Below are 17,951 nucleotides of genomic sequence, written 5' to 3' on the forward strand. Positions count from 1 at the left end.
GCCCGGCTCTCCGGCCGGGGACCGGTCCGCCGGCGGCTCGGGTCCCGGGCCGGGGCCAGGGGTCCGTCGCCCTGTCCCGGGTCCGGGCCGGTGCCGGTGCGCGGGGAAGCGCAGAACCCCCTCAGCCGGCGGAGCCCTCCGCGTCACCGCATTTCTTCCGCAGCGGAAATAAGTAGCCACACCTACCCGGGGAGTCCCCATGACCACCGTCACCACCCCCACCACCGTCACGAAGATCGGCGGCCGCATCGGGGCCGAGATCGGCGGCGTACGCCTCGGCGGCGACCTCGCCCCCGAGACCGTCGCCGAGATCCGCGCCGCGCTCCTCGCCCACAAGGTCGTCTTCTTCCGCGGCCAGGACCACCTCGACGAGGCCGGACACGAGGCCTTCGCCCAGCTGCTCGGCACCCCCGTCGCCCACCCCACCGTCCCCTCCGCCGACGGCCGTTACGCCCTCGGCATCGACTCCCACCACGGCGCCCGCGCCAACCAGTGGCACACCGACGTCACCTTCGTCCCCGCCTACCCCGCCTTCTCCATCCTCCGCGCCGTCACCATCCCCCCGTACGGCGGCAACACCCTCTGGGCCAACACCGCCACCGCCTACGCCCACCTCCCCGAGCCGCTCCGCGCCCTCGCCGACAGCCTGCGCGCCGTCCACTCCAACGAGTACGACTACGCCGCCCTGAAGCCGGACGCCCTCCCCGAGGCCCTCGCCCAGTACCGCGAGGTCTTCACCTCCACCACGTTCCTCACCGAGCACCCGGTGGTCCGCGTCCACCCCGAGACCGGCGAACGCACCCTGCTCCTCGGCAACTTCGTCCAGCGCCTGGGCGGCCTCACCGGCCGCGACTCCCGCACCCTCCTGGACCTCTTCCAGGCCCACATCGAGAGCCCCGAGAACACCGTCCGCTGGCAGTGGCGGACCGGCGACGTCGCGATCTGGGACAACCGCGCCACCCAGCACTACGGCGTCGACGACTCCGACGCCCACGAGCGCACCCTGCGCCGCGTCACCGTCGACGGCGACGTCCCCGTCGGCCCCGACGGCGCCCCCTCCCGCCTGATCAGCCCCGAAGCCGTCCCGGCGCCCGCCTTCGGCCCCGCCTCCGGAGCCTCCGGAGCGTCCGAAGCCGTCTGATCCCCGCCCCGCCCCGCCGCCGCCCAAGGAGCCCCCGTGCCCAAGCTGCTCGCCCTCACCGGCAGCCCCTCCAGCCACTCCCGCACCGCCGTCGTCGCCGACCACGTGCTGCGCCGCCTCTCCCACGCCGGGTTCGAGACCGCCCACCTCGCCATACGCGACCTCCCCGCCGCCGACCTGCTGTCCGCCCGCCGCGGCGAGCCGGAGATCCGCCGCGCCCTGGAGGCCGTCGCCGAAGCCGACGGCCTGGTCATCGCGACCCCGGTCTACAAGGCCTCGTACACCGGCCTGCTCAAGGCATTCCTCGACCTGCTCCCGCAGGACGGCCTGGCCGGCAAAACGGTTCTGCCCCTCGCCACCGGCGGCAGCCTCGCCCACGTCCTGACCATCGACTACGCCCTGCGCCCGGTCCTCGCCGCCCTCGGCGCCCGGCACGTCACCGCAGGCCGGTTCGTCCTGGACTCCTCCGTCGAGCGCGGCTCCGGCCCCGAACGGCTGCGCCCCGAGGCGGAACTGGACCTCTTCCAGGCCGTCGACGAGTTCTCCGAAGCCCTGCGCACCGCAGGCGCCACCGCCCTCACCCCCGCCCCCTGACCCGTACACAGCGAGAAGGACCCGTCATGCCCGCAGCCTCCGCCCCGACCATCCGCTCCCGGCGCCAGTTCCTCACCCTGCTCGGCATCTCGGCGGCCGCGGTGAGCTGCGGCACGGCCACCGCCACCGGACCGGGCCCCGGCTCCGGTTCCGGCTCGCAGGTCAAGACCCTGAAGTACCAGGGCGCCGTCGGCTCCGTCTCCCTCCCCGAACTCGCCGAGGACCTCGGCTACTTCGAGGACGTGAAGCTCGATTGGGTCGGCAACACCATCAGCGGCCCACAGGACATCCAGTCCGCCGCCACCGGCCAGACCCACTTCGGCAGCGCCTTCAACGGCGCCGTCATCAAGCTCGCCTCCACCAAGGCGCCGATCAAGGCAGTCATCTCCTCCTACGGCTCGGACCAGTACTCGTACGGCGGGTACTACGTCCTGGAGGACAGCCCGCTCCGCTCGGCCCGCGACCTGATCGGCAAGAAGGTCGGCATGAACACCCTGGGCGCCCACTACCAGGCGCTCCTCGACATCTACCTCAGCCGGGGCGGCCTCTCCAAGGCGGACGCGGCCAAGGTCGAGCCGCTCGTCGTGCCGCCCGTCAACACCGAGCAGTCGCTGCGGCAGAAGCAGATCGAGGTCGGGGTGCTCACCGGGGTCCTGCGCGACAAGGCCCTCGCGGCGGGCGGCATCCGGCCGCTGTTCACCGACGTCGAGCTGCTCGGCCCGTTCAGCGCCGGGACCTACATCATGACCGAGCGCTTCATCAAGCAGAACCCGGACACCGTACGGACCTTCGTGACCGGTGTGGGCAAGGCCATCGAGTGGTCCCGCACCACCCCGCGCGAGCAGGTCATCGCCCGGATGACGGAGATCGTCAAGAAGCGGGGCCGCAACGAGGACACCGCCACCCTGCAGTACTGGCACTCGTACGGGGTCGCCGAGACGGGCGGCCGGATCACCGACAAGTCCTTCCAGCTCTGGCTCGACTGGCTCGGCGAGCGCGGCGAGATCAAGCAGGGCCAGCTCAAGGCCGCCGACCTCTACACCAACGAGTTCAACGGCCAGGGAAAGGGCTGACGGGACATGGCGAAGATCGTGTTCGAAGGCGTGACCAAGACCTTCCCGACGAAGAACGCCAAGGGCCGGCCCGACGGCGGGCGGTTCACCGCCCTCGACGGCATCGACCTGGAGATCGGGGCCGGGGAGTTCGTGGTCGTCGTCGGCCCCAGCGGCTGCGGCAAGTCCACGCTCCTGGACCTGCTCGGCGGCCTCACCAGCCCCACCTCCGGCCGCATCCTGCTCGACGGCCGCCCGGTCACCGGGCCGGGCCTGGACCGGGGCATCGTCTTCCAGCAGTACGCGCTGCTGCCGTGGCGGACCGCGCTCGGCAACATCGAATTCGGCCTGGAGGCCACCGGCGTACCCCGCCGCCAACGTGCGGTGAAGGCCCGGGAGTTCCTGGACCTGGTCGGCCTCACCGGATTCGAGGACCGCCACCCGCACGAGCTCTCCGGCGGCATGCGCCAGCGGGTCGCCATCGCGCGCTCGCTCGCGTACGACCCGGACGTCCTGCTGATGGACGAACCGTTCGCCGCGCTCGACGCGCAGACCCGCGAGTCCCTCCAGGACGAACTGCGCCGCATCTGGCAGCGCACCGGCAAGACCGTCGTCTTCATCACGCACGGCATCGAGGAAGCCGTGTACCTCGGCCAGAAGGTGGCCGTCATCACCTCCCGCCCGGGCAGGGTCAAGGAGGTCGTCCCGGTCTCCTTCGGCGACCGGGCCACCGGGGCCACGGGCGAGGACCTGCGCTCCAGCCCGGAGTTCGCCCGCTACCGCCACGAGATCTGGACCCTGCTCCACGACGAGGTGGCCCGCGCGCAGCGTCTGGAGAAGGAAGAGGCCACCGCATGAGCACCGACATCAAGACCCCCGCCCCGACGCAGACACCGGCGGCGATCCCCACCACCCGCGGGCCCGCCCACCCGGCCGGGCCCGGAACGGCCCACCACCCGGCCGGCGAGCCGCCGGCCGCGAAGACCCCGCCCCGGCGCCCCGTCCGGGCCGCGGCCGCCACGGCACTGCGGTGGCTGCGCGCCGGCCTGCTGCGCTCGGCGGCCATCCTCCTCCTGCTCGCCGTGTGGGAGACGGCGCCCCGGGCCGGCCTGGTCGACGCCACCTTCCTGCCACCGGCCAGCGAGGTGGCCCGGGCCTGGTGGGAGCTGCTCGGCGACGGACAGCTCGGCGAGCACACCCGGGCCAGCCTCGCCCGCTCCTTCGGCGGGTTCGCCATCGCCGTGGTGGTCGCGGTCCCGCTGGGCCTGCTGATCGGCTGGTACCGGCCCGTCGCCGCGTTCCTCGGCCCGCTGCTGGAGCTGTTCCGCAACACGGCGGCCCTCGCGCTGCTGCCGGTGTTCGTGCTGCTGCTCGGCATCGGGGAGACCTCGAAGGTGTCGATCGTCGTCTACGCCTGCGTGTGGCCGATCCTGCTGAACACCATCAGCGCCGTCGGGAACGCCGACCCCACCCTGGTCCGGCTGGCCCGCTCGATGGACCTGTCCACCCCGCGGCTCTTCCAGAAGGTGATCCTGCCCTCGTCGGTGCCGTCGATCTTCACGGGGATCCGCCTCGCCGGAGCCGTGTCCATCCTCGTCCTCGTGGCCGCCGAGATGATCGGTGCCAAGGCGGGGCTGGGCTACCTGATCAACGCCTCGCAGTTCAACTTCGCGATCCCGCAGATGTACGCGGGCATCGTCACGATCTCCGCGATCGGCGTGGCCTTCAACCAGGTCCTGGTCACGATCGAACGCCGCCTGAGCCTCTGGCGCCTCCCCACCGCCTGAACCGGCCCGCCGGCCCGCCGGCCGCGCCCACCCACCACCCGCGGAGCCCTCCGCGTACACCCCAGGGAACAGACATGTCCGCACCCCGCACCCTCCACCTCAACGCCTTCCTCATGAACGCCGGCCACCACGACGCCGCCTGGCGGCACCCGGCGGCCAGCCCCGAACGCGTCACCGACCTGCGCTACTTCCAGGAACTGGCCCGCACCGCCGAGCGCGGCCGCCTCGACTCGATCTTCTTCGCCGACGGCCTCGCCCTCTGGGGCAAGGCCCGCCACAACGCCCTCGGCGGGTTCGAGCCGCTGACCCTGCTCTCCGCCATCGCCGCCGTCACCGAGCACATCGGGCTCATCGCGACCGTCTCCACCACCTTCAACGAGCCCTTCCACACCGCCCGCAAGTTCGCCTCGCTCGACCACATCAGCAACGGCCGCGCCGGCTGGAACATCGTCACCTCCGGCACCGTCGACGAGGCCCGCAACTTCAACCAGGACGAGCACCTGGAACACCGCCTGCGCTACGACCGCGCCCGCGAGTTCCTCGACGTGGCCACCAAGCTCTGGGACAGCTGGGAGGACGACGCGATCGTCCTCGACAAGGAGCGCGGCGTCTACGCCGACACCGACAGGCTCCACCCCGCCGCCCACCGCGGCGAGTACTTCGGCGTCGCCGGCCCGCTCAACGTCCCCCGCTCGCCCCAGGGGCACCCGCTCCTCGTCCAGGCGGGCTCCTCCGAGGACGGCAAGGAGTTCGCCGCCCAGTACGCGGAGGCCGTCTTCACCGCGCAGCAGACCCTCGCCGACGGCCAGACCTTCTACAAGGACCTCAAGTCCCGCCTGTCCCGCTACGGCCGCGCCGAGGACGAGCTCCTCGTGCTGCCCGGCATCGCCCCCGTCATCGGCTCCACCGAAGCCGAGGCGAAGGCCCTGGAACAGGAGCTCACCGACCTCCAGGTCCCCGAGTACGGCCTCGCGCAGCTCTCCGGCATGCTCGGTGTCGACCTCACCGGCGCCGACCTCGACGGTCCGCTGCCCGCCCTCCCCGAGGAGCGGGACATCAACGGCAACAAGAGCCGCTTCACGCTCGTCGCCGAGCTGGGCCGGCGTGACGGACTCACCCTGCGCCAGCTGATCGCCCGCCTCGGCGCCGGCCGCGGCCACCGCGTCTTCGCGGGCACCCCCGAGCAGATCGCCGACCAGCTGGAGGAGTGGTTCACGCAGGGCGCCGCCGACGGCTTCAACATCATGGCGCCCGTCCTGCCCACCGGCCTCACGGACTTCGTGGACCACGTCGTGCCGGTCCTCCAGCGCCGCGGCCTCTTCCGTACGCAGTACACGGGCGCGACCCTGCGCGAGAACTACGGCCTGCCGCGCCCCGCCAACCGGTACGCCCGGCAGCCCGTGTGATCCGGGGCGGCACGCGCGGGGCGGCGGGAGTGCGCAACTCCGGTCGCCCCGCTCCCGGTTCGCCTGCTCAGACGGAGAGGACGATCTTGCCGCGGGCCTGGCCCGTCGCGCTCAGCTCCCACGCCGAGGCGGCGTCGGCGAGCGGCAGGACGTGACCCACCTTGACGGTGATCCTGCCGGTGTCGGCGAGTTCCGCGAGCGCGGTGAGGTCGGCCGTCGAGGCGCGTGCCCAGATGTGCTTGGCCCCCTTGGAGCCGGCGTCGTTGTCGGCGACCGAGACCACCGGACCGCCCGGCCGGACGATCGACTGGAGCAGCTCCACGCCGCCCTCGCCGTAGAAGTCGAGGCCCACGTCGACGCCCTCGGGGGCCAGCTCCCGGACCCGCTCGGCCACGCCGTCCCCGTACAGCACCGGTTCGGCGCCCAGGGAGCGCAGGTAGTCGTGGTTGCGGGCGCTCGCGGTGCCGATGACCCGGGCGCCGAGCGAGACCGCGATCTGTACGCCGAGCGAACCGACGCCGCCCGCAGCCGAATGGATGACGACGGTCTGGCCCGCCGTGACGCCCGCGCGGGACACGGCCTGGTAGGAGGTCAGCCCGGCCAGCGGCAGGCCCGCGGCCTGCTCGAAGGTCAGCTCGCGGGGCTTGCGGGCGAGGGTGCGCACGGGGGCGGAGACCAGCTCGGCGTAGGTGCCCAGCTCCACCCATTCCTTGCGGACGTAGCCGTAGACCTCGTCGCCGACGGCGTAGTCGTAGGTGTCGGGGCCGACGGCCTCGACGATCCCGGCGACGTCCCAGCCGGGGATGACGGGATGGCGGACCTCGAGGACGTGCCCGAGGAATCCGGCGGCGAGCTTCCAGTCCACGGGGTTGACGCCGGCGGCCTTGACACGGACGAGCACCTCGCCGGGGCCGACCTTGGGTTCCGGTACCTCAACGAGTTCCAACTCGGTGGGAGTTCCGTACGTGCTGTAGGTGATTGCCTTCATGTACACCCCAACGATCCCGCTTCCGGGGGGTATTCCGGATGCGGCCGGCCCCCCGGGGTTCTCGAGGGATCCTCCAGCGCCCCTCAGGCGGGCAGCGTGTTGCGGTGCGAACGCCGCCGGGCCGCGCTGAGGAGGGCCTGGATCTGGGCGCCCGACTGCTCGACGTCGTCCAGCGGGGACGGGAACGGCAGCCGCACGTCCCGGTGCCCGCGCCGCTCCTCCAGTCGCAAGGTGATCCCGTACCGGTCCAGGGCGAGCGGCAGCGCGCGCAGGACGGCGGACGAGGGCGCGGGCTGCACCAGCCGCAGCAGCAGGGTGACGAGTTCGGGGTGGTCGTCGAGGAGGTGGGTGAGCATGCCCGCCTCGTACGGGGCGAGCGGGTCGGGCCAGGCCAGGTCCAGTTCCTCCAGCCCGATGTACGTGGTCCCGTCCGCGGTCTCCAGGATCGCCTGGCAGTACTCCACGCAGGTGCTGTCGCCGGGCGCGGAGCGCTCGTCGGCGTAGGGGGTGAGGAGCCGGCCCAGCACGGTGACGCGGGCGCGCACCCGGTCGCGTACGGGCGTCGGGGCGATGTCGGTGAACTCCAGCCGGATCGCGGGGCGGTCGTCGGGCAGCACGGAGGCGGGCTGTCCGGCGGCGGGCGCGGCGGGGTGCAGGTGCAGCCGGCCCAGCACGTCGGAGCCGTCGAGGTGGCGGACCTCGTGCCGCACGCCGTCGATGGCCACGGTCATGGAGTGCGCGGCGGCCAGTACGGACCGGACGCGCTCGGCGGCGGTCGGTGCGGTGGCGGCGGGCGTGGCCGGGGCGGGAGCGGCGGGGTCACCGGGCAGGCGCATGCGGAGGTCTCCGTCATCCGAAGAGGAGGTTAGGTATGCCTAACCTAACCTATTCGGTGCTGGGGGAGTACCCCGCGGGCCAGCCGGCCGAGGGCCTCGGCGATCCGTTCGGGCGGGAAGCCGAGGGCGTGCCGCTGGAACTGGTAGACCTCCGGCGCGAGCGGGCTCAGCAGGACGTCCACGCCGACGTCGGGGTCGGCGGCCCCGGCGTCCATGAGCAGGCTCCGGACATGGGCCCGCCAGCTCCGGTAGGTGCCGCGGCAGAACCGGTCCGGCCCCGGGGGGATGCCCAGGGCCAGCGGCAGGTGCCGCTCCAGGTGTTCGAGGGCGGCGGCGTAGAAGGCCGTCAGCCGCTCCGCCGGGGGCGCCCCGGGCCCGAGCGGCGGCGGACCGAAGGCGAGGCGGCCCTGGAGGATGCGCTCGTGCTCGTCGAGCAGCGCCGCCGCGACGGACGGCGGATCGGGGAAGCGGCGGTAGAGGGTGGCCCGGCCGACCCCGGCGGCCTTGGCTATCTGATCCATCGTCACCGACGACGGGTCCCGTTCCGTGAACAACTGCTCGGCCGCGGCCAGGATCTGGGCGCGGTTGCGGACCGCGTCCGCGCGCGGGCGGCCCCGACGGGCGGGGAACGGGCCGCCTGCCCCCGTCGCGGCGTGCCGGACGGGGCTGGCGCCTGCGATGTCGCGTACCGTGCGGACCTCGTCGCCATTGGTCATGGCGGCGACCCTACGTGCTTCGTGTCGGTGTTGGGCTGAACGGGTGAAACGCGAGAGGATGGGGGGATGCACATGAAGCGCACGGCCGAGGCGGCCCGGTGAGCAGGTACGACGTCACCGACGAACAGTGGGAGGGACTCGCGCAGGTGGTACCCCTGCGCAGTCGCAACGAATGGCCCTCCCGGGTGGACCACCGCACGATTCCGACGGCCCCCGGGGCGTCCGCGGCGGAACAGCGGCGCTTCGTGGTGATCCGGGTCCAGATCTTCGCCGACGCCCGGGAGGTGGCCGAGTACCTGATCGCGCAGATCCCGGTGCTGCTCGACCTCACCGGCGCGGACACCGAAGTGGCCAAGCGGATCCTCGACTTCAGCAGCGGTGTCGTGTTCGGGCTCGGCAGCGGGATGCACCGGGTCGACCGGAACGTCTTCCTGCTGGCGCCGGTCGGGACCGAGGTCGAGGGGATCGCGGCGGCGGCCGTCCCCCGATCGTAGGAAGGTCGCGGCGGCGGAACGGTTCGCCGTACCCGGGGGCGGCCCGGCGGACCGTACCGTCCGGCCATGGACGCCACCCTGGACGCGGCGCGGCCCTCCGCCACCGTCTCCTCCCTTGCCGATTCCCCCTCCTCTTGCGCTGATTCCCCTTCCGCTTCCACTTCCTTATCGGCGGGCGGCGGGGTGGCGGCGCGGCCCGCCGTCACCGAGCTGCGGCTGTCCGCCTTCGGGAGGCACCGCTCGGCGGTGTTCCCGCTGGGCCCCGTGACCCTGTTCGCCGGGGCGAGCGGCAGCGGCAAGTCCCAGGCCCTGGCCGCCTACGAGGCCCTCGCGCGGCTCGCCTCCGGGGCCTGCCTGGAGGAGGTCTTCCCGGATCCGCCGGCCCGGGTGCCCGAACGGGCCGTCCCCGACGCCGACGGGCGGCGCGGCTTCCGCCTCGGGTGCACGGTCGACGGCCCGGCCGGGTCCGTCCGCCTCGACCTCGCCGTCCAGGCCGAACCCGGGCTGCGGATCGTCGGCGAACGCCTCTCCCAGGACGGCGAGGTCCTGCTCGGCACCGCCCTGCGCGACCCGCGCCGGCGCTCCGTCCAGGCCGCCTGGCTCACCGGCGGCGCCATCGGCGTGACCCGCGCCCCACTGCCCGACGACCGGCTCGGCACCGCCCTGCTGCCGCTGCGCGTCGCCGGGGCCACCGCCGGGCAGCGCAGGGTGCTGGCCGCCGCCGAGCAGGTGGTGGTCGCGCTGCGCTCGGTGTTCCCGTGCGACCCCCGGCCCGGCCGGATGCGGGCCCCCGTCCCGCAGGCGGACGGCCGGCTGCGGGGCGACTGCGGGAACCTGGCCGACGTACTGCGCCGGACCCGCCACGAGTGCTCCACCCGGCACGCCCTGCTGGCCGCGGCGGCGCGGACCGGCTGCGCGGGACCGGTGACCGCCCTGGACGTCCGGACCGTGACCGGCACCGGCCCGGGGGCCCGGTCCGGCGGCGGGCTGGTGGCGGGCGTGCTAGACCGGGGCCCCGGCCGGCCCGCGACCGACCTCGGCCGGCTCGGCGCGGGCGAACTCCGCTTCCTCGCGCTGGCCCTCGTCCTGCTCACCGGGCCCGGGGTGCTGGAGGTGGACCCGGCCGCCGACGTGCTCGCCGCCCGGCAGGCGCTCACCGTGCTCGCCGACGGCCTCGACCGCGGCCTGGACCGGAGGCAGAGCGCCGAACTGCTCCGGCTGGCCCTGCTGTCCGGCGCACGCGGCCACGTCCGGCTGGCCGCGTCGGTCGGCGAGGACACCGCGGGAACCGCACGCGGGCTCCCGGGCGTCTCGGTGGTAGACCTGACCCCATGAGTACCGCCCCCAACGACGAGCCCGAACCCCCGCACGGTGAACGGCTGTACCAACTCCAGCGCCGACTGGCCGACTTCGCGGCCGCCCGGGACTGGGGCCCGTACCACACACCCAAGAACCTGGCCGTGGCCCTGAGCGTGGAGGCCGCCGAACTGGTCGAGATCTTCCAGTGGCTGACACCGGAACAGTCGGCCGCGATCATGGAGAAGCCCGAAAACGCACACCGGGTGGCCGATGAGGTGGCCGATGTGCTCGCGTACCTGCTGCAATTCTGTGAGGTTCTCGGGGTGGACGTGCTGGATGCGCTCGCCGCGAAGATCGAGAGGAACGAGGCCCGCTTCCCCGCGACCGGCGGTTCGAGCGCTGATCGTCACTCTTCGGAGTGATGGCGTCATCCACAACCATGTTTGTGTCCACAGATTTCCGAATACCCCTGGCTTTACTGGCTCGTTGCCTTCACTCTGGGTAGTGAAGGACGGCGGGATGTCGTGCGGACGGGGGACGGCATATGGATGCGGTACGGCTCATCGCGGCCGGCCGGCACGCGCTGGCACAGAGCGGGGCTGCGTGGGACATCGTGGGCGAGGCCTGGCAGGCCCAGGCGCTCGCACAGGGGATAGGGAGCTGGCTGGCGGTCACCGGGCCGCCGGAGCTGAGAGCGGAGGCACGGGGACTGGGGGAAGCGGGAGGCAGAGGCTGCGGGGTCATCGACCGGGCGGCGCTGCGCGGTGAGGGCAGCGCGCCCGAGCAGCCACCGCGAGCGGCGCGGCTGACGGAGCTGACCGATGTGCGGCAGGCGCTGCTCGGGCTGCAGGCGCTGCTCGGCGAGGTCGGCATAGCGCTCGTCGGAGTGGCCTGCGGGACGGACGACGAGGGCCTGTACTGGCAGTGCATAGAGTCGATCGACGCGGCCGACGAGTCGAGCGACCGGGTCCGCGCGCTGCTGCGGCGGATGACCGTACGGGAACGGGGGTCGGCCTCGGGCGTGGTCTGAGGCCGGTGGCCCGGGGGCCCCGCCGTGCACGACGGGACCCCCGTACGGTCAGAAGGCGCGGTCGGAGTGGCGCTCGCTCCCGTACGTGTAGCCGCCCGGGGAAACCGGCGCGGCGGGGGGAGTGCGGTCCGCGGAGTGCTGGAGATCGGCGTCGAGCTGCGACAGGTCGGCGTTCAGCGCCGCCATCAGTTCTTCCATCTGCTGGAGCAGGCCCTTCGGCGCGCCGCCCTGGGCGGGTACCGCGGACTCCTGACGTGCGTGGTCGTGCGCTGCCTGTCCGGTCTGTCCGGTCTGTCGGGGGGTCTCCGGCACGGACTCGTGGGACATGGCGGCCTCCTCGGCCCTGGCCCTTCCGATGCGGAAGGGGGCGGTGGACGCACCGGCGAGAAGCCGCCGGCGCGCGCGGGCCGGGCGGTCCGGCTCCGTCCGAGCCAACGATCCCCATCCGTGCTGGTCACTGGCGGGGCCGGGGGTGGACCTTCCGGTTGACACAGATTCACCCGGCAGGGGTCGGAGGGGCAGGATGGGGGGCATGGATCTTCGCATTTTCACCGAGCCCCAGCAGGGTGCCGACTACGAGACCCTCCTGACCGTCGCCAAGGCCACCGAGGACCTGGGCTTCGACGCGTTCTTCCGCTCCGACCACTACCTGCGGATGGGATCCGTCGACGGCCTCCCCGGCCCCACCGACGCCTGGATCACCCTCGCGGGCCTGGCCCGCGAGACCCGGCGGATCAGGCTGGGCACGCTCATGACGGCCGGTACCTTCCGGCTGCCCGGCGTGCTCGCGATCCAGGTCGCACAGGTCGACCAGATGTCCGGCGGCAGGATCGAACTCGGCCTGGGCGCGGGCTGGTTCGAGGAGGAACACAAGGCGTACGGGATCCCCTTCCCGGCGGAGCGGATGGCCCGGCTCGAGGAGCAGCTGGCCATCGTCACCGGCCTGTGGGCCACCGAGCCCGGCGCCACCTTCGACTACCGGGGCAAGCACTACCAGGTGGAGAACTCCCCGGCCCTGCCCAAGCCCGCCCAGGCCAAGGTGCCCGTCCTGGTCGGCGGCCACGGAGCCAAGCGGACCCCGCGCCTCGCCGCCCGGTACGCGGACGAGTTCAACATGCCGTTCGCGTCGGTCGCCGACAGCGAGCGGCAGTTCGGCCGGGTCCGGGAGGCCGCCGAGGAAGCGGGCCGCAAGGCCGGCGACCTGGTCTACTCCAACGCCCTGGTGGTGTGCGTGGGCAAGGACGACGCCGAGGTCGCCCGCCGGGCCGCCGCCATCGGCCGCGAGGTGGACGAGCTGAAGGCCAACGGCCTGGCGGGCTCCCCGGCCGAGGTCGTCGAGAAGATCGGCACCTACGCCGCCATCGGATCCTCCCGCGTCTACCTCCAGCTCCTCGACCTCGACGACCTCGACCACCTGGAGCTGATCTCCGCCCAGGTGCTCTCCCAGCTCGGCTAGGGGGAACGGAAGCCATGCCCCGCGCGACCGGCCCGCTCGCCGACGCCCTGGCCCGCAGGGCCGTCCTCCTGGACGGCGGGCTGAGCAACCAGCTCGCCGCCCAGGGCTGCGACCTGTCCGGCGGCCTCTGGACGGGCCGGGTGCTCGCCGAGCGCCCGGACCAGGTGGAGGCCGCCCACACGGCGTACGTCCGGGCCGGCGCCGAGGTGCTGATCACCGCGAGCTACCAGGTCGGGCACGACCCGGCGCTGCTGGAGCGGAGCGTCCGGGCCGCCGCCCGGGCCGCTCGGGCGGCGGACCACGAGGTGTGGGTGGCCGCCTCCGTCGGCCCGTACGGGGCGGTGCTCGCCGACGGCTCCGAGTACCGGGGCCGGTACGGGCTGAGCACCGCCCGGCTGGCCGCCTTCCACCGGCCCCGGATCGAGGCCCTGCGCGGGGCGGACGTCCTGGCCCTGGAAACCGTCCCGGACACCGACGAGGCCGAGGCCCTGCTGCGGGTCCTGGCCGGGACGGGCGCCCGGGCCTGGCTGAGCTACACCGTCGCCGCCGGCCGCACCCGGGCCGGCCAGCCCCTCGCCGAGGCCTTCGCCCTGGCGGCCGCCGCACCCGAGGTGATCGCGGTCGGCGTCAACTGCTGCGATCCGGCCGATGTGCTGCCCGCCCTGGAGGCGGCGGCCGCCGTTACCGCGAAACCCCTGCTGGCCTACCCCAACGACGGCTCCGTCTGGGACGCCGCCACCCGCACCTGGCACCCCCCGCCCGCCCCCGCCCCCTGGAACGTCCCGGCCTGGCGCGCGGCGGGCGCCCGCCTCATCGGCGGCTGCTGCCGCGTCGGCCCGGACACCGTCGCCTCCCTGCGCACCCGCCTCACCTGACCCGACCGGGGCAGCGAGCCCGTCGGGCCTCCGTGGGGCGGGCCGTGGGGCGGCCCGTGGGGCGGCCCGAAAACCAGGGGCGCCGGACCGTGCCCGTGGATGAGAATCGGCCGTGTGTTCCTGACGATCTCCACCACCGGTACCCCTGAACGACCCGCCACCGACCTGGGCTTCCTGCTGCACAAGCATCCCGGGAAGGCGCAGGAGTTCTCCACCTCCCACGGCACCGCCCACGTGTTCTACCCCGAGGCCACGGCCGAGCGGTGCACGGCGGCCCTGCTGCTGGAGGTGGATCCCGTCGCACTCGTGCGGCGCGGCCACGGCAAGGGCCGGGGCGGAGCACCCGACGCGGCGCTCGCGCAGTACGTCAACGACCGCCCGTACGCCGCCTCCTCCCTGCTCGCCGTCGCGCTCAGCGGGGTCTTCCGCAGCGCCCTGGCCGGCCGGTGCACGGCCCGGCCCGACCTGCCGGAGCAGCCGCGTCCGCTGCGCGTCGAGATCCCGGCCCTGCCCGCCCGCGGCGGCGCGGAGCTGGTCCACCGGCTGTTCGGCCCGCTGGGCTGGGCCTCCGTACGCACCGAGCCCGTCGCCCTGGACGAACGTTTCCCCGAGTGGGGCGACAGCCGCTACGTACGGCTCGTCCTGGAAGGCGAGCTGAAGCTCGACGACGCCCTGCGCCAGCTGTACGTGCTGCTGCCCGTGCTCGACGACGCCAAGCACTACTGGATCGCCCCCGACGAGGTCGACAAGCTGCTGCGCGCCGGAGACGGCTGGCTGGCCGCGCACCCCGAGCACGCCCTCATCGCCGCCCGCTACCTGGCCCGGCACAAGCGGCTCACCCAGAACGCCATCGAGCGCCTGGAACTGGCCCGCCTCGCCGAGGCCGACGGCAGCGAGGCCGAAGAGCTCGACAACGCCGTGGACGAGTCCCCGGACGCCGAGGAGCGGTCCGTGCCGCTCGCGGTGCGGCGGCGCGAGGCGGTCCTCGCCGCGCTGCGCACCGCCGGCGCGGCCCGGGTCCTCGACCTCGGCTGCGGGCAGGGCCAGCTGGTGCAGGCCCTCCTCAAGGACGTCTCCTTCACGGAGATCGTCGGCGTCGACGTGTCGATGAGGGCGCTGGCCACGGCCGCCCGGCGGCTGCGCCTGGAGCGGATGGGGGAGCGCCAGAGTTCCCGCGTCACCCTGCTCCAGGGCTCGCTCGCGTACACCGACAAGCGGCTGGCCGGGTACGACGCCGCCGTGCTCAGCGAGGTGATCGAGCACCTGGACCTGCCCCGGCTGCCCGCGCTGGAGTACGCCGTCTTCGGCGCGGCCCGCCCGCGCACGGTCCTCGTGACCACCCCGAACGTCGAGTACAACGTCCGCTGGGAGTCGCTGCCCGCCGGGCACGTCCGGCACCGCGACCACCGCTTCGAGTGGACCCGGGAGGAGTTCCGCGCCTGGGCCGGGCAGGTGGCCGCGAAGTACGGCTACACCGTCGCGTACGTGCCCGTCGGCGACGACGACCCCGAGGTGGGGCCGCCGACCCAGATGGCCGTCTTCACCACCGCCACCGACACCCCGAAGGAGGGCGAGGCAGCATGACCACCCCCACCACCCACCGCGTACTTCCCGTCACCGACCTGTCCCTCGTCGTCCTGATCGGGGCCACCGGATCGGGCAAGTCGACCTTCGCCCGCAAGCACTTCAAGCCCACCGAGGTCCTCTCCTCCGACTACTGCCGGGGCCTGGTCGCCGACGACGAGAACGACCAGAGCGCCAGCAAGGACGCCTTCGAGGTCCTGCACCACATCGCGGGCAAGCGGCTCGCCGCCGGACGCCTGACCGTCGTGGACGCCACCAGCGTCCAGGCCGAGTCCCGCCGCCAGCTCGTCAAGCTCGCCCGCGAGCACGACGTGCTGCCCATCGCGATCGTCCTCGACATGCCCGAGGCCGTCTGCGCCGAACGCAACGCCACCCGCCCGGACCGGGCCGGACTGCCCCGCCGCGTCATCCAGCGCCACCGCTCCGAACTGCGCCGCTCGCTGCGCGGTCTGGAGCGCGAGGGGTTCCGCAAGGTCCACGTCCTGCGCACGGTCGAGGAGGCCGAATCCGCCGAGGTCGTACTGGAGAAGCGGTTCAACGACCTCACCCACCTCACCGGCCCCTTCGACATCGTCGGTGACATCCACGGCTGTGCGTCCGAGCTGGAGACCCTGCTCGCCAAGCTCGGTTACGAGGACGGCGTCCACCCCGCCGGGCGCACCGCCGTCTTCGTCGGCGACCTCGTCGACCGCGGCCCGGACAGCCCCGGCGTCCTGCGCCGGGTGATGGGCATGGTCAAGTCCGGCAACGCCCTGTGCGTGCCCGGGAACCACGAGAACAAGCTCGGCCGTTACCTCAAGGGCTCGAAGGTCCAGCAGACCCACGGCCTCGCCGAGACGGTCGAGCAGCTCGGGCGCGAGTCCGACGAGTTCGTGCGGGAGGTACGGGAGTTCATTGCCGGCCTGGTCAGCCACTACGTCCTCGACGGCGGCCGGCTGGTGGTCTGTCACGCCGGGCTGCCCGAGAAGTACCACGGCCGCACCTCCGGCCGGGTCCGTTCGCACGCCCTCTACGGGGAGACCACCGGCGAGACCGACGAGTTCGGCCTGCCCGTGCGCTACCCGTGGGCCGAGGACTACCGGGGCAAGGCCGTCGTGGTGTACGGCCACACCCCGGTCCCGGACACCACCTGGATCAACAACACCATCTGCCTCGACACCGGCGCCGTCTTCGGCGGCCGGATGACCGCCCTGCGCTGGCCCGAGCGCGAACTGGTCGACGTACCGGCCGAGAAGGTCTGGTACGAGCCGGTCAAGCCGCTCGCCGCCGAGGCGCCGGGGGCTGCTGCATTGGATTGGTCACAGGGCGGGCGTCCGCTGGACCTGGCCGACGTGCACGGCCGCCGGGTCGTGGAGACCCGCCACCTGGGCAACGTGGGCGTCCGCGAGGAGAACGCGGCGGCCGCGCTGGAGGTCATGAGCCGCTTCGCGGTGGACCCCCGGCTGGTGCCCTACCTCCCGCCGACCATGGCCCCGACGGCCACCTCCCGCGAGGAGGGCCACCTGGAGCACCCCGCCGAGGCCTTCGCGCAGTACCGCGCCGACGGCATCGGGCGGGTGGTGTGCGAGGAGAAGCACATGGGCTCCCGCGCCACCGTCCTGCTCTGCCGGGACGCCGACGCGGCCCGCGAGCGGTTCGGCGTGGACAGCGCGGTCACCGGCTCCCTCTACACCCGCACCGGGCGGCCCTTCTTCCAGGACCCCGCGGTCACCGAGGAGTTCCTCGCCCGGCTGCGCACGGCCGTCGACGGCGCCGGGCTCTGGGAGGAGCTCGACACGGACTGGCTGCTGCTCGACGGGGAACTGCTGCCCTGGTCGCTGAAGTCCACCGGCCTGCTGCGCAACCAGTACGCCGCCGTGGGCGCGGCCGCGCGAGCCGTCTTCCCGGACGCCCTCGCCGCCCTGGAGGCGGCCACGGCCCGGGGCGTGGAGACCGGCGCCCTGCTGGAGCGCCAGCGCGGCCGGGCCACCGACGCCGCCGCCTTCACCGAGGCGTACCGGCGCTACTGCTGGACCACCGACGGGCTGGACGGCGTACGGTTCGCGCCGTTCCAGCTGCTCGCGGCGGCGGGCCGCTCGCTGGCCCCCGTACCGCACGACGAGCAGCTGGCGTGGCTGGACCGGCTGGCCGACGCCGACGAACGGGCCGCGGCCGACGGGTCCGCAGCCCCGCTGCTGCGGCGCACCGGACGGGTCTTCGTCGACACCGGGGACGAGGACTCCGTGCGGGCCGGCACCGACTGGTGGCTGGAACTGACCGCCGCCGGCGGTGAGGGCATGGTCGTCAAACCGCTCCAGGCGTACGCCCGGGACGGCAAGGGACGCCTCGTCCAGCCGGGGGTGAAGGTGCGCGGGCGCGAGTACCTGCGGATCATCTACGGTCCGGAGTACACGCGTCCGGAGCACCTGGAGAAGCTGCGCCAGCGCTTCCTCGGGCACAAGCGCTCGCTCGCCCTGCGCGAGTACGCGCTCGGGCTGGAGGCGCTGGACCGGCTGGCGGCGGGGGAGCCGCTGTGGCGGGTCCACGAGCCGGTGTTCGCCGTCCTCGCCCTCGAATCGGAGCCGGTCGACCCCCGGCTGTGATCCCTCCCGCGCAGCACGCGCCGTAAAGCGGCGGCCCCCGTACGGCCTGGAATTAGGTCGTATGGGGGAACTTTCGCGGTGAAGTCCGGGGAAACCACCGGCGGGATCGTT

General features: G+C 73.6%; 18 protein-coding genes. 14 read left to right on the forward strand and 4 right to left on the reverse strand.

From position 1 onward, the window contains the following. The first annotated feature begins 199 nt into the window (after nt 1-199). From ACFV0Q_RS12480 to ACFV0Q_RS12505, 6 genes are all read left to right on the forward strand, one after another. The gene (locus ACFV0Q_RS12480) at nt 200-1,141 is read left to right on the forward strand and encodes a TauD/TfdA dioxygenase family protein (RefSeq protein WP_385004312.1); all 942 of its coding nucleotides are present in this window, start codon (nt 200-202) and stop codon (nt 1,139-1,141) included. Nucleotides 1,142-1,177: 36 nt separating this feature from the next. Beyond that, complete coding sequence (gene ssuE / locus ACFV0Q_RS12485) at nt 1,178-1,735, forward strand: NADPH-dependent FMN reductase (protein ID WP_385004314.1); 558 nt, start codon at nt 1,178-1,180, stop codon at nt 1,733-1,735. 26 nt (nt 1,736-1,761) lie between these two features. Further along, complete coding sequence (locus tag ACFV0Q_RS12490; RefSeq protein ID WP_385004316.1) at nt 1,762-2,808, forward strand: ABC transporter substrate-binding protein; 1,047 nt, start codon at nt 1,762-1,764, stop codon at nt 2,806-2,808. 6 nt (nt 2,809-2,814) lie between these two features. Further along, nucleotides 2,815-3,645 (forward strand): ABC transporter ATP-binding protein, encoded by an 831-nt coding sequence (locus ACFV0Q_RS12495; protein ID WP_385004318.1) that lies wholly within the window; start codon nt 2,815-2,817, stop codon nt 3,643-3,645. Beyond that, on the forward strand, nt 3,642-4,574 hold the full coding sequence (locus tag ACFV0Q_RS12500; RefSeq protein ID WP_385004319.1) for an ABC transporter permease: 933 nt from the start codon (nt 3,642-3,644) through the stop codon (nt 4,572-4,574). Before ACFV0Q_RS12495 ends, ACFV0Q_RS12500 begins: the two co-directional genes overlap by 4 nt. Before the next feature lie 74 nt (nt 4,575-4,648). Further along, nucleotides 4,649-5,980 carry an LLM class flavin-dependent oxidoreductase gene (locus ACFV0Q_RS12505; RefSeq protein ID WP_385004321.1) on the forward strand — a complete coding sequence of 444 codons (1,332 nt, stop codon included), beginning with the start codon at nt 4,649-4,651 and terminating at the stop codon, nt 5,978-5,980. A 67-nt stretch (nt 5,981-6,047) separates the two neighbouring features. Here the strand turns inward: ACFV0Q_RS12505 and ACFV0Q_RS12510 are convergent, their stop codons facing one another. From ACFV0Q_RS12510 to ACFV0Q_RS12520, 3 genes are all read right to left on the reverse strand, one after another. After that, complete coding sequence (locus ACFV0Q_RS12510; RefSeq protein WP_385004323.1) at nt 6,048-6,968, reverse strand: NADP-dependent oxidoreductase; 921 nt, start codon at nt 6,966-6,968, stop codon at nt 6,048-6,050. Nucleotides 6,969-7,051: 83 nt separating this feature from the next. Then, nucleotides 7,052-7,804 (reverse strand): DUF2470 domain-containing protein, encoded by a 753-nt coding sequence (locus tag ACFV0Q_RS12515; RefSeq protein WP_385004325.1) that lies wholly within the window; start codon nt 7,802-7,804, stop codon nt 7,052-7,054. Nucleotides 7,805-7,848: 44 nt separating this feature from the next. Beyond that, nucleotides 7,849-8,520, reverse strand: a complete 672-nt coding sequence (locus ACFV0Q_RS12520; RefSeq protein WP_385004327.1) for a TetR/AcrR family transcriptional regulator — start codon at nt 8,518-8,520, stop codon at nt 7,849-7,851. A gap of 98 nt (nt 8,521-8,618) precedes the next feature. Here ACFV0Q_RS12520 and ACFV0Q_RS12525 point away from each other — a divergent pair, with 98 nt between their 5' ends. The 4 genes from ACFV0Q_RS12525 (at nt 8,619) to ACFV0Q_RS12540 (ending at nt 11,343) form a co-directional block, all read left to right on the forward strand. Beyond that, nucleotides 8,619-9,014, forward strand: coding sequence for a cell division protein SepF (locus tag ACFV0Q_RS12525; RefSeq protein WP_053684615.1), 396 nt, complete (start codon nt 8,619-8,621; stop codon nt 9,012-9,014). A 66-nt stretch (nt 9,015-9,080) separates the two neighbouring features. Next, complete coding sequence (locus tag ACFV0Q_RS12530; RefSeq protein WP_385004329.1) at nt 9,081-10,349, forward strand: ATP-binding protein; 1,269 nt, start codon at nt 9,081-9,083, stop codon at nt 10,347-10,349. Then, nucleotides 10,346-10,735, forward strand: coding sequence for a nucleotide pyrophosphohydrolase (locus ACFV0Q_RS12535; RefSeq protein ID WP_385004331.1), 390 nt, complete (start codon nt 10,346-10,348; stop codon nt 10,733-10,735). Before ACFV0Q_RS12530 ends, ACFV0Q_RS12535 begins: the two co-directional genes overlap by 4 nt. A 122-nt stretch (nt 10,736-10,857) precedes the next feature. Beyond that, complete coding sequence (locus ACFV0Q_RS12540; protein WP_385004333.1) at nt 10,858-11,343, forward strand: DUF6099 family protein; 486 nt, start codon at nt 10,858-10,860, stop codon at nt 11,341-11,343. Between the two features lie 48 nt (nt 11,344-11,391). Here ACFV0Q_RS12540 and ACFV0Q_RS12545 read toward each other — a convergent pair whose 3' ends face one another. Next, nucleotides 11,392-11,670 carry a hypothetical protein gene (locus ACFV0Q_RS12545; RefSeq protein WP_385004371.1) on the reverse strand — a complete coding sequence of 93 codons (279 nt, stop codon included), beginning with the start codon at nt 11,668-11,670 and terminating at the stop codon, nt 11,392-11,394. 205 nt (nt 11,671-11,875) lie between these two features. On the opposite strand from ACFV0Q_RS12545, the gene ACFV0Q_RS12550 reads away from it, so the two are divergent. The 4 genes from ACFV0Q_RS12550 to ACFV0Q_RS12565 all read left to right on the forward strand — a co-directional run bounded on the left by ACFV0Q_RS12550 (nt 11,876) and on the right by ACFV0Q_RS12565 (nt 17,840). Beyond that, nucleotides 11,876-12,799 carry an LLM class F420-dependent oxidoreductase gene (locus ACFV0Q_RS12550; protein WP_385004335.1) on the forward strand — a complete coding sequence of 308 codons (924 nt, stop codon included), beginning with the start codon at nt 11,876-11,878 and terminating at the stop codon, nt 12,797-12,799. Nucleotides 12,800-12,813: 14 nt separating this feature from the next. Then, entirely contained in the window at nt 12,814-13,674 is an 861-nt protein-coding gene (gene mmuM, locus ACFV0Q_RS12555) for a homocysteine S-methyltransferase (RefSeq protein ID WP_385004337.1), read from the forward strand. 114 nt (nt 13,675-13,788) lie between these two features. Further along, the gene (locus ACFV0Q_RS12560) at nt 13,789-15,258 is read left to right on the forward strand and encodes a 3' terminal RNA ribose 2'-O-methyltransferase Hen1 (protein ID WP_385004339.1); all 1,470 of its coding nucleotides are present in this window, start codon (nt 13,789-13,791) and stop codon (nt 15,256-15,258) included. Continuing rightward, nucleotides 15,255-17,840, forward strand: a complete 2,586-nt coding sequence (locus ACFV0Q_RS12565; protein WP_385004341.1) for a polynucleotide kinase-phosphatase — start codon at nt 15,255-15,257, stop codon at nt 17,838-17,840. The genes ACFV0Q_RS12560 and ACFV0Q_RS12565 overlap by 4 nt, the downstream gene beginning before the upstream one ends. Nucleotides 17,841-17,951 lie beyond the last annotated feature (111 nt).

The organism is Streptomyces sp. NPDC059564 (genome assembly GCF_042735575.1).
Classification (GTDB): domain Bacteria; phylum Actinomycetota; class Actinomycetes; order Streptomycetales; family Streptomycetaceae; genus Streptomyces.

Bases quoted from the DNA above. Each gene is read 5' to 3' on its own strand.
- ACFV0Q_RS12480 (WP_385004312.1), top strand. From the start codon at position 200: ATGACCACCGTCACCACCCCCACCACCGTCACGAAGATCGGCGGCCGC.
- ACFV0Q_RS12490 (WP_385004316.1), top strand. From the start codon at position 1,762: ATGCCCGCAGCCTCCGCCCCGACCATCCGCTCCCGGCGCCAGTTCCTC.
- ACFV0Q_RS12495 (WP_385004318.1), top strand. From the start codon at position 2,815: ATGGCGAAGATCGTGTTCGAAGGCGTGACCAAGACCTTCCCGACGAAG.
- ACFV0Q_RS12500 (WP_385004319.1), top strand. From the start codon at position 3,642: ATGAGCACCGACATCAAGACCCCCGCCCCGACGCAGACACCGGCGGCG.
- ACFV0Q_RS12505 (WP_385004321.1), top strand. From the start codon at position 4,649: ATGTCCGCACCCCGCACCCTCCACCTCAACGCCTTCCTCATGAACGCC.
- ACFV0Q_RS12510 (WP_385004323.1), bottom strand. From the start codon at position 6,968: ATGAAGGCAATCACCTACAGCACGTACGGAACTCCCACCGAGTTGGAA.
- ACFV0Q_RS12515 (WP_385004325.1), bottom strand. From the start codon at position 7,804: ATGCGCCTGCCCGGTGACCCCGCCGCTCCCGCCCCGGCCACGCCCGCC.
- ACFV0Q_RS12520 (WP_385004327.1), bottom strand. From the start codon at position 8,520: ATGACCAATGGCGACGAGGTCCGCACGGTACGCGACATCGCAGGCGCC.
- ACFV0Q_RS12530 (WP_385004329.1), top strand. From the start codon at position 9,081: ATGGACGCCACCCTGGACGCGGCGCGGCCCTCCGCCACCGTCTCCTCC.
- ACFV0Q_RS12535 (WP_385004331.1), top strand. From the start codon at position 10,346: ATGAGTACCGCCCCCAACGACGAGCCCGAACCCCCGCACGGTGAACGG.
- ACFV0Q_RS12540 (WP_385004333.1), top strand. From the start codon at position 10,858: ATGGATGCGGTACGGCTCATCGCGGCCGGCCGGCACGCGCTGGCACAG.
- ACFV0Q_RS12545 (WP_385004371.1), bottom strand. From the start codon at position 11,670: ATGTCCCACGAGTCCGTGCCGGAGACCCCCCGACAGACCGGACAGACC.
- ACFV0Q_RS12550 (WP_385004335.1), top strand. From the start codon at position 11,876: ATGGATCTTCGCATTTTCACCGAGCCCCAGCAGGGTGCCGACTACGAG.
- mmuM (WP_385004337.1), top strand. From the start codon at position 12,814: ATGCCCCGCGCGACCGGCCCGCTCGCCGACGCCCTGGCCCGCAGGGCC.
- ACFV0Q_RS12565 (WP_385004341.1), top strand. From the start codon at position 15,255: ATGACCACCCCCACCACCCACCGCGTACTTCCCGTCACCGACCTGTCC.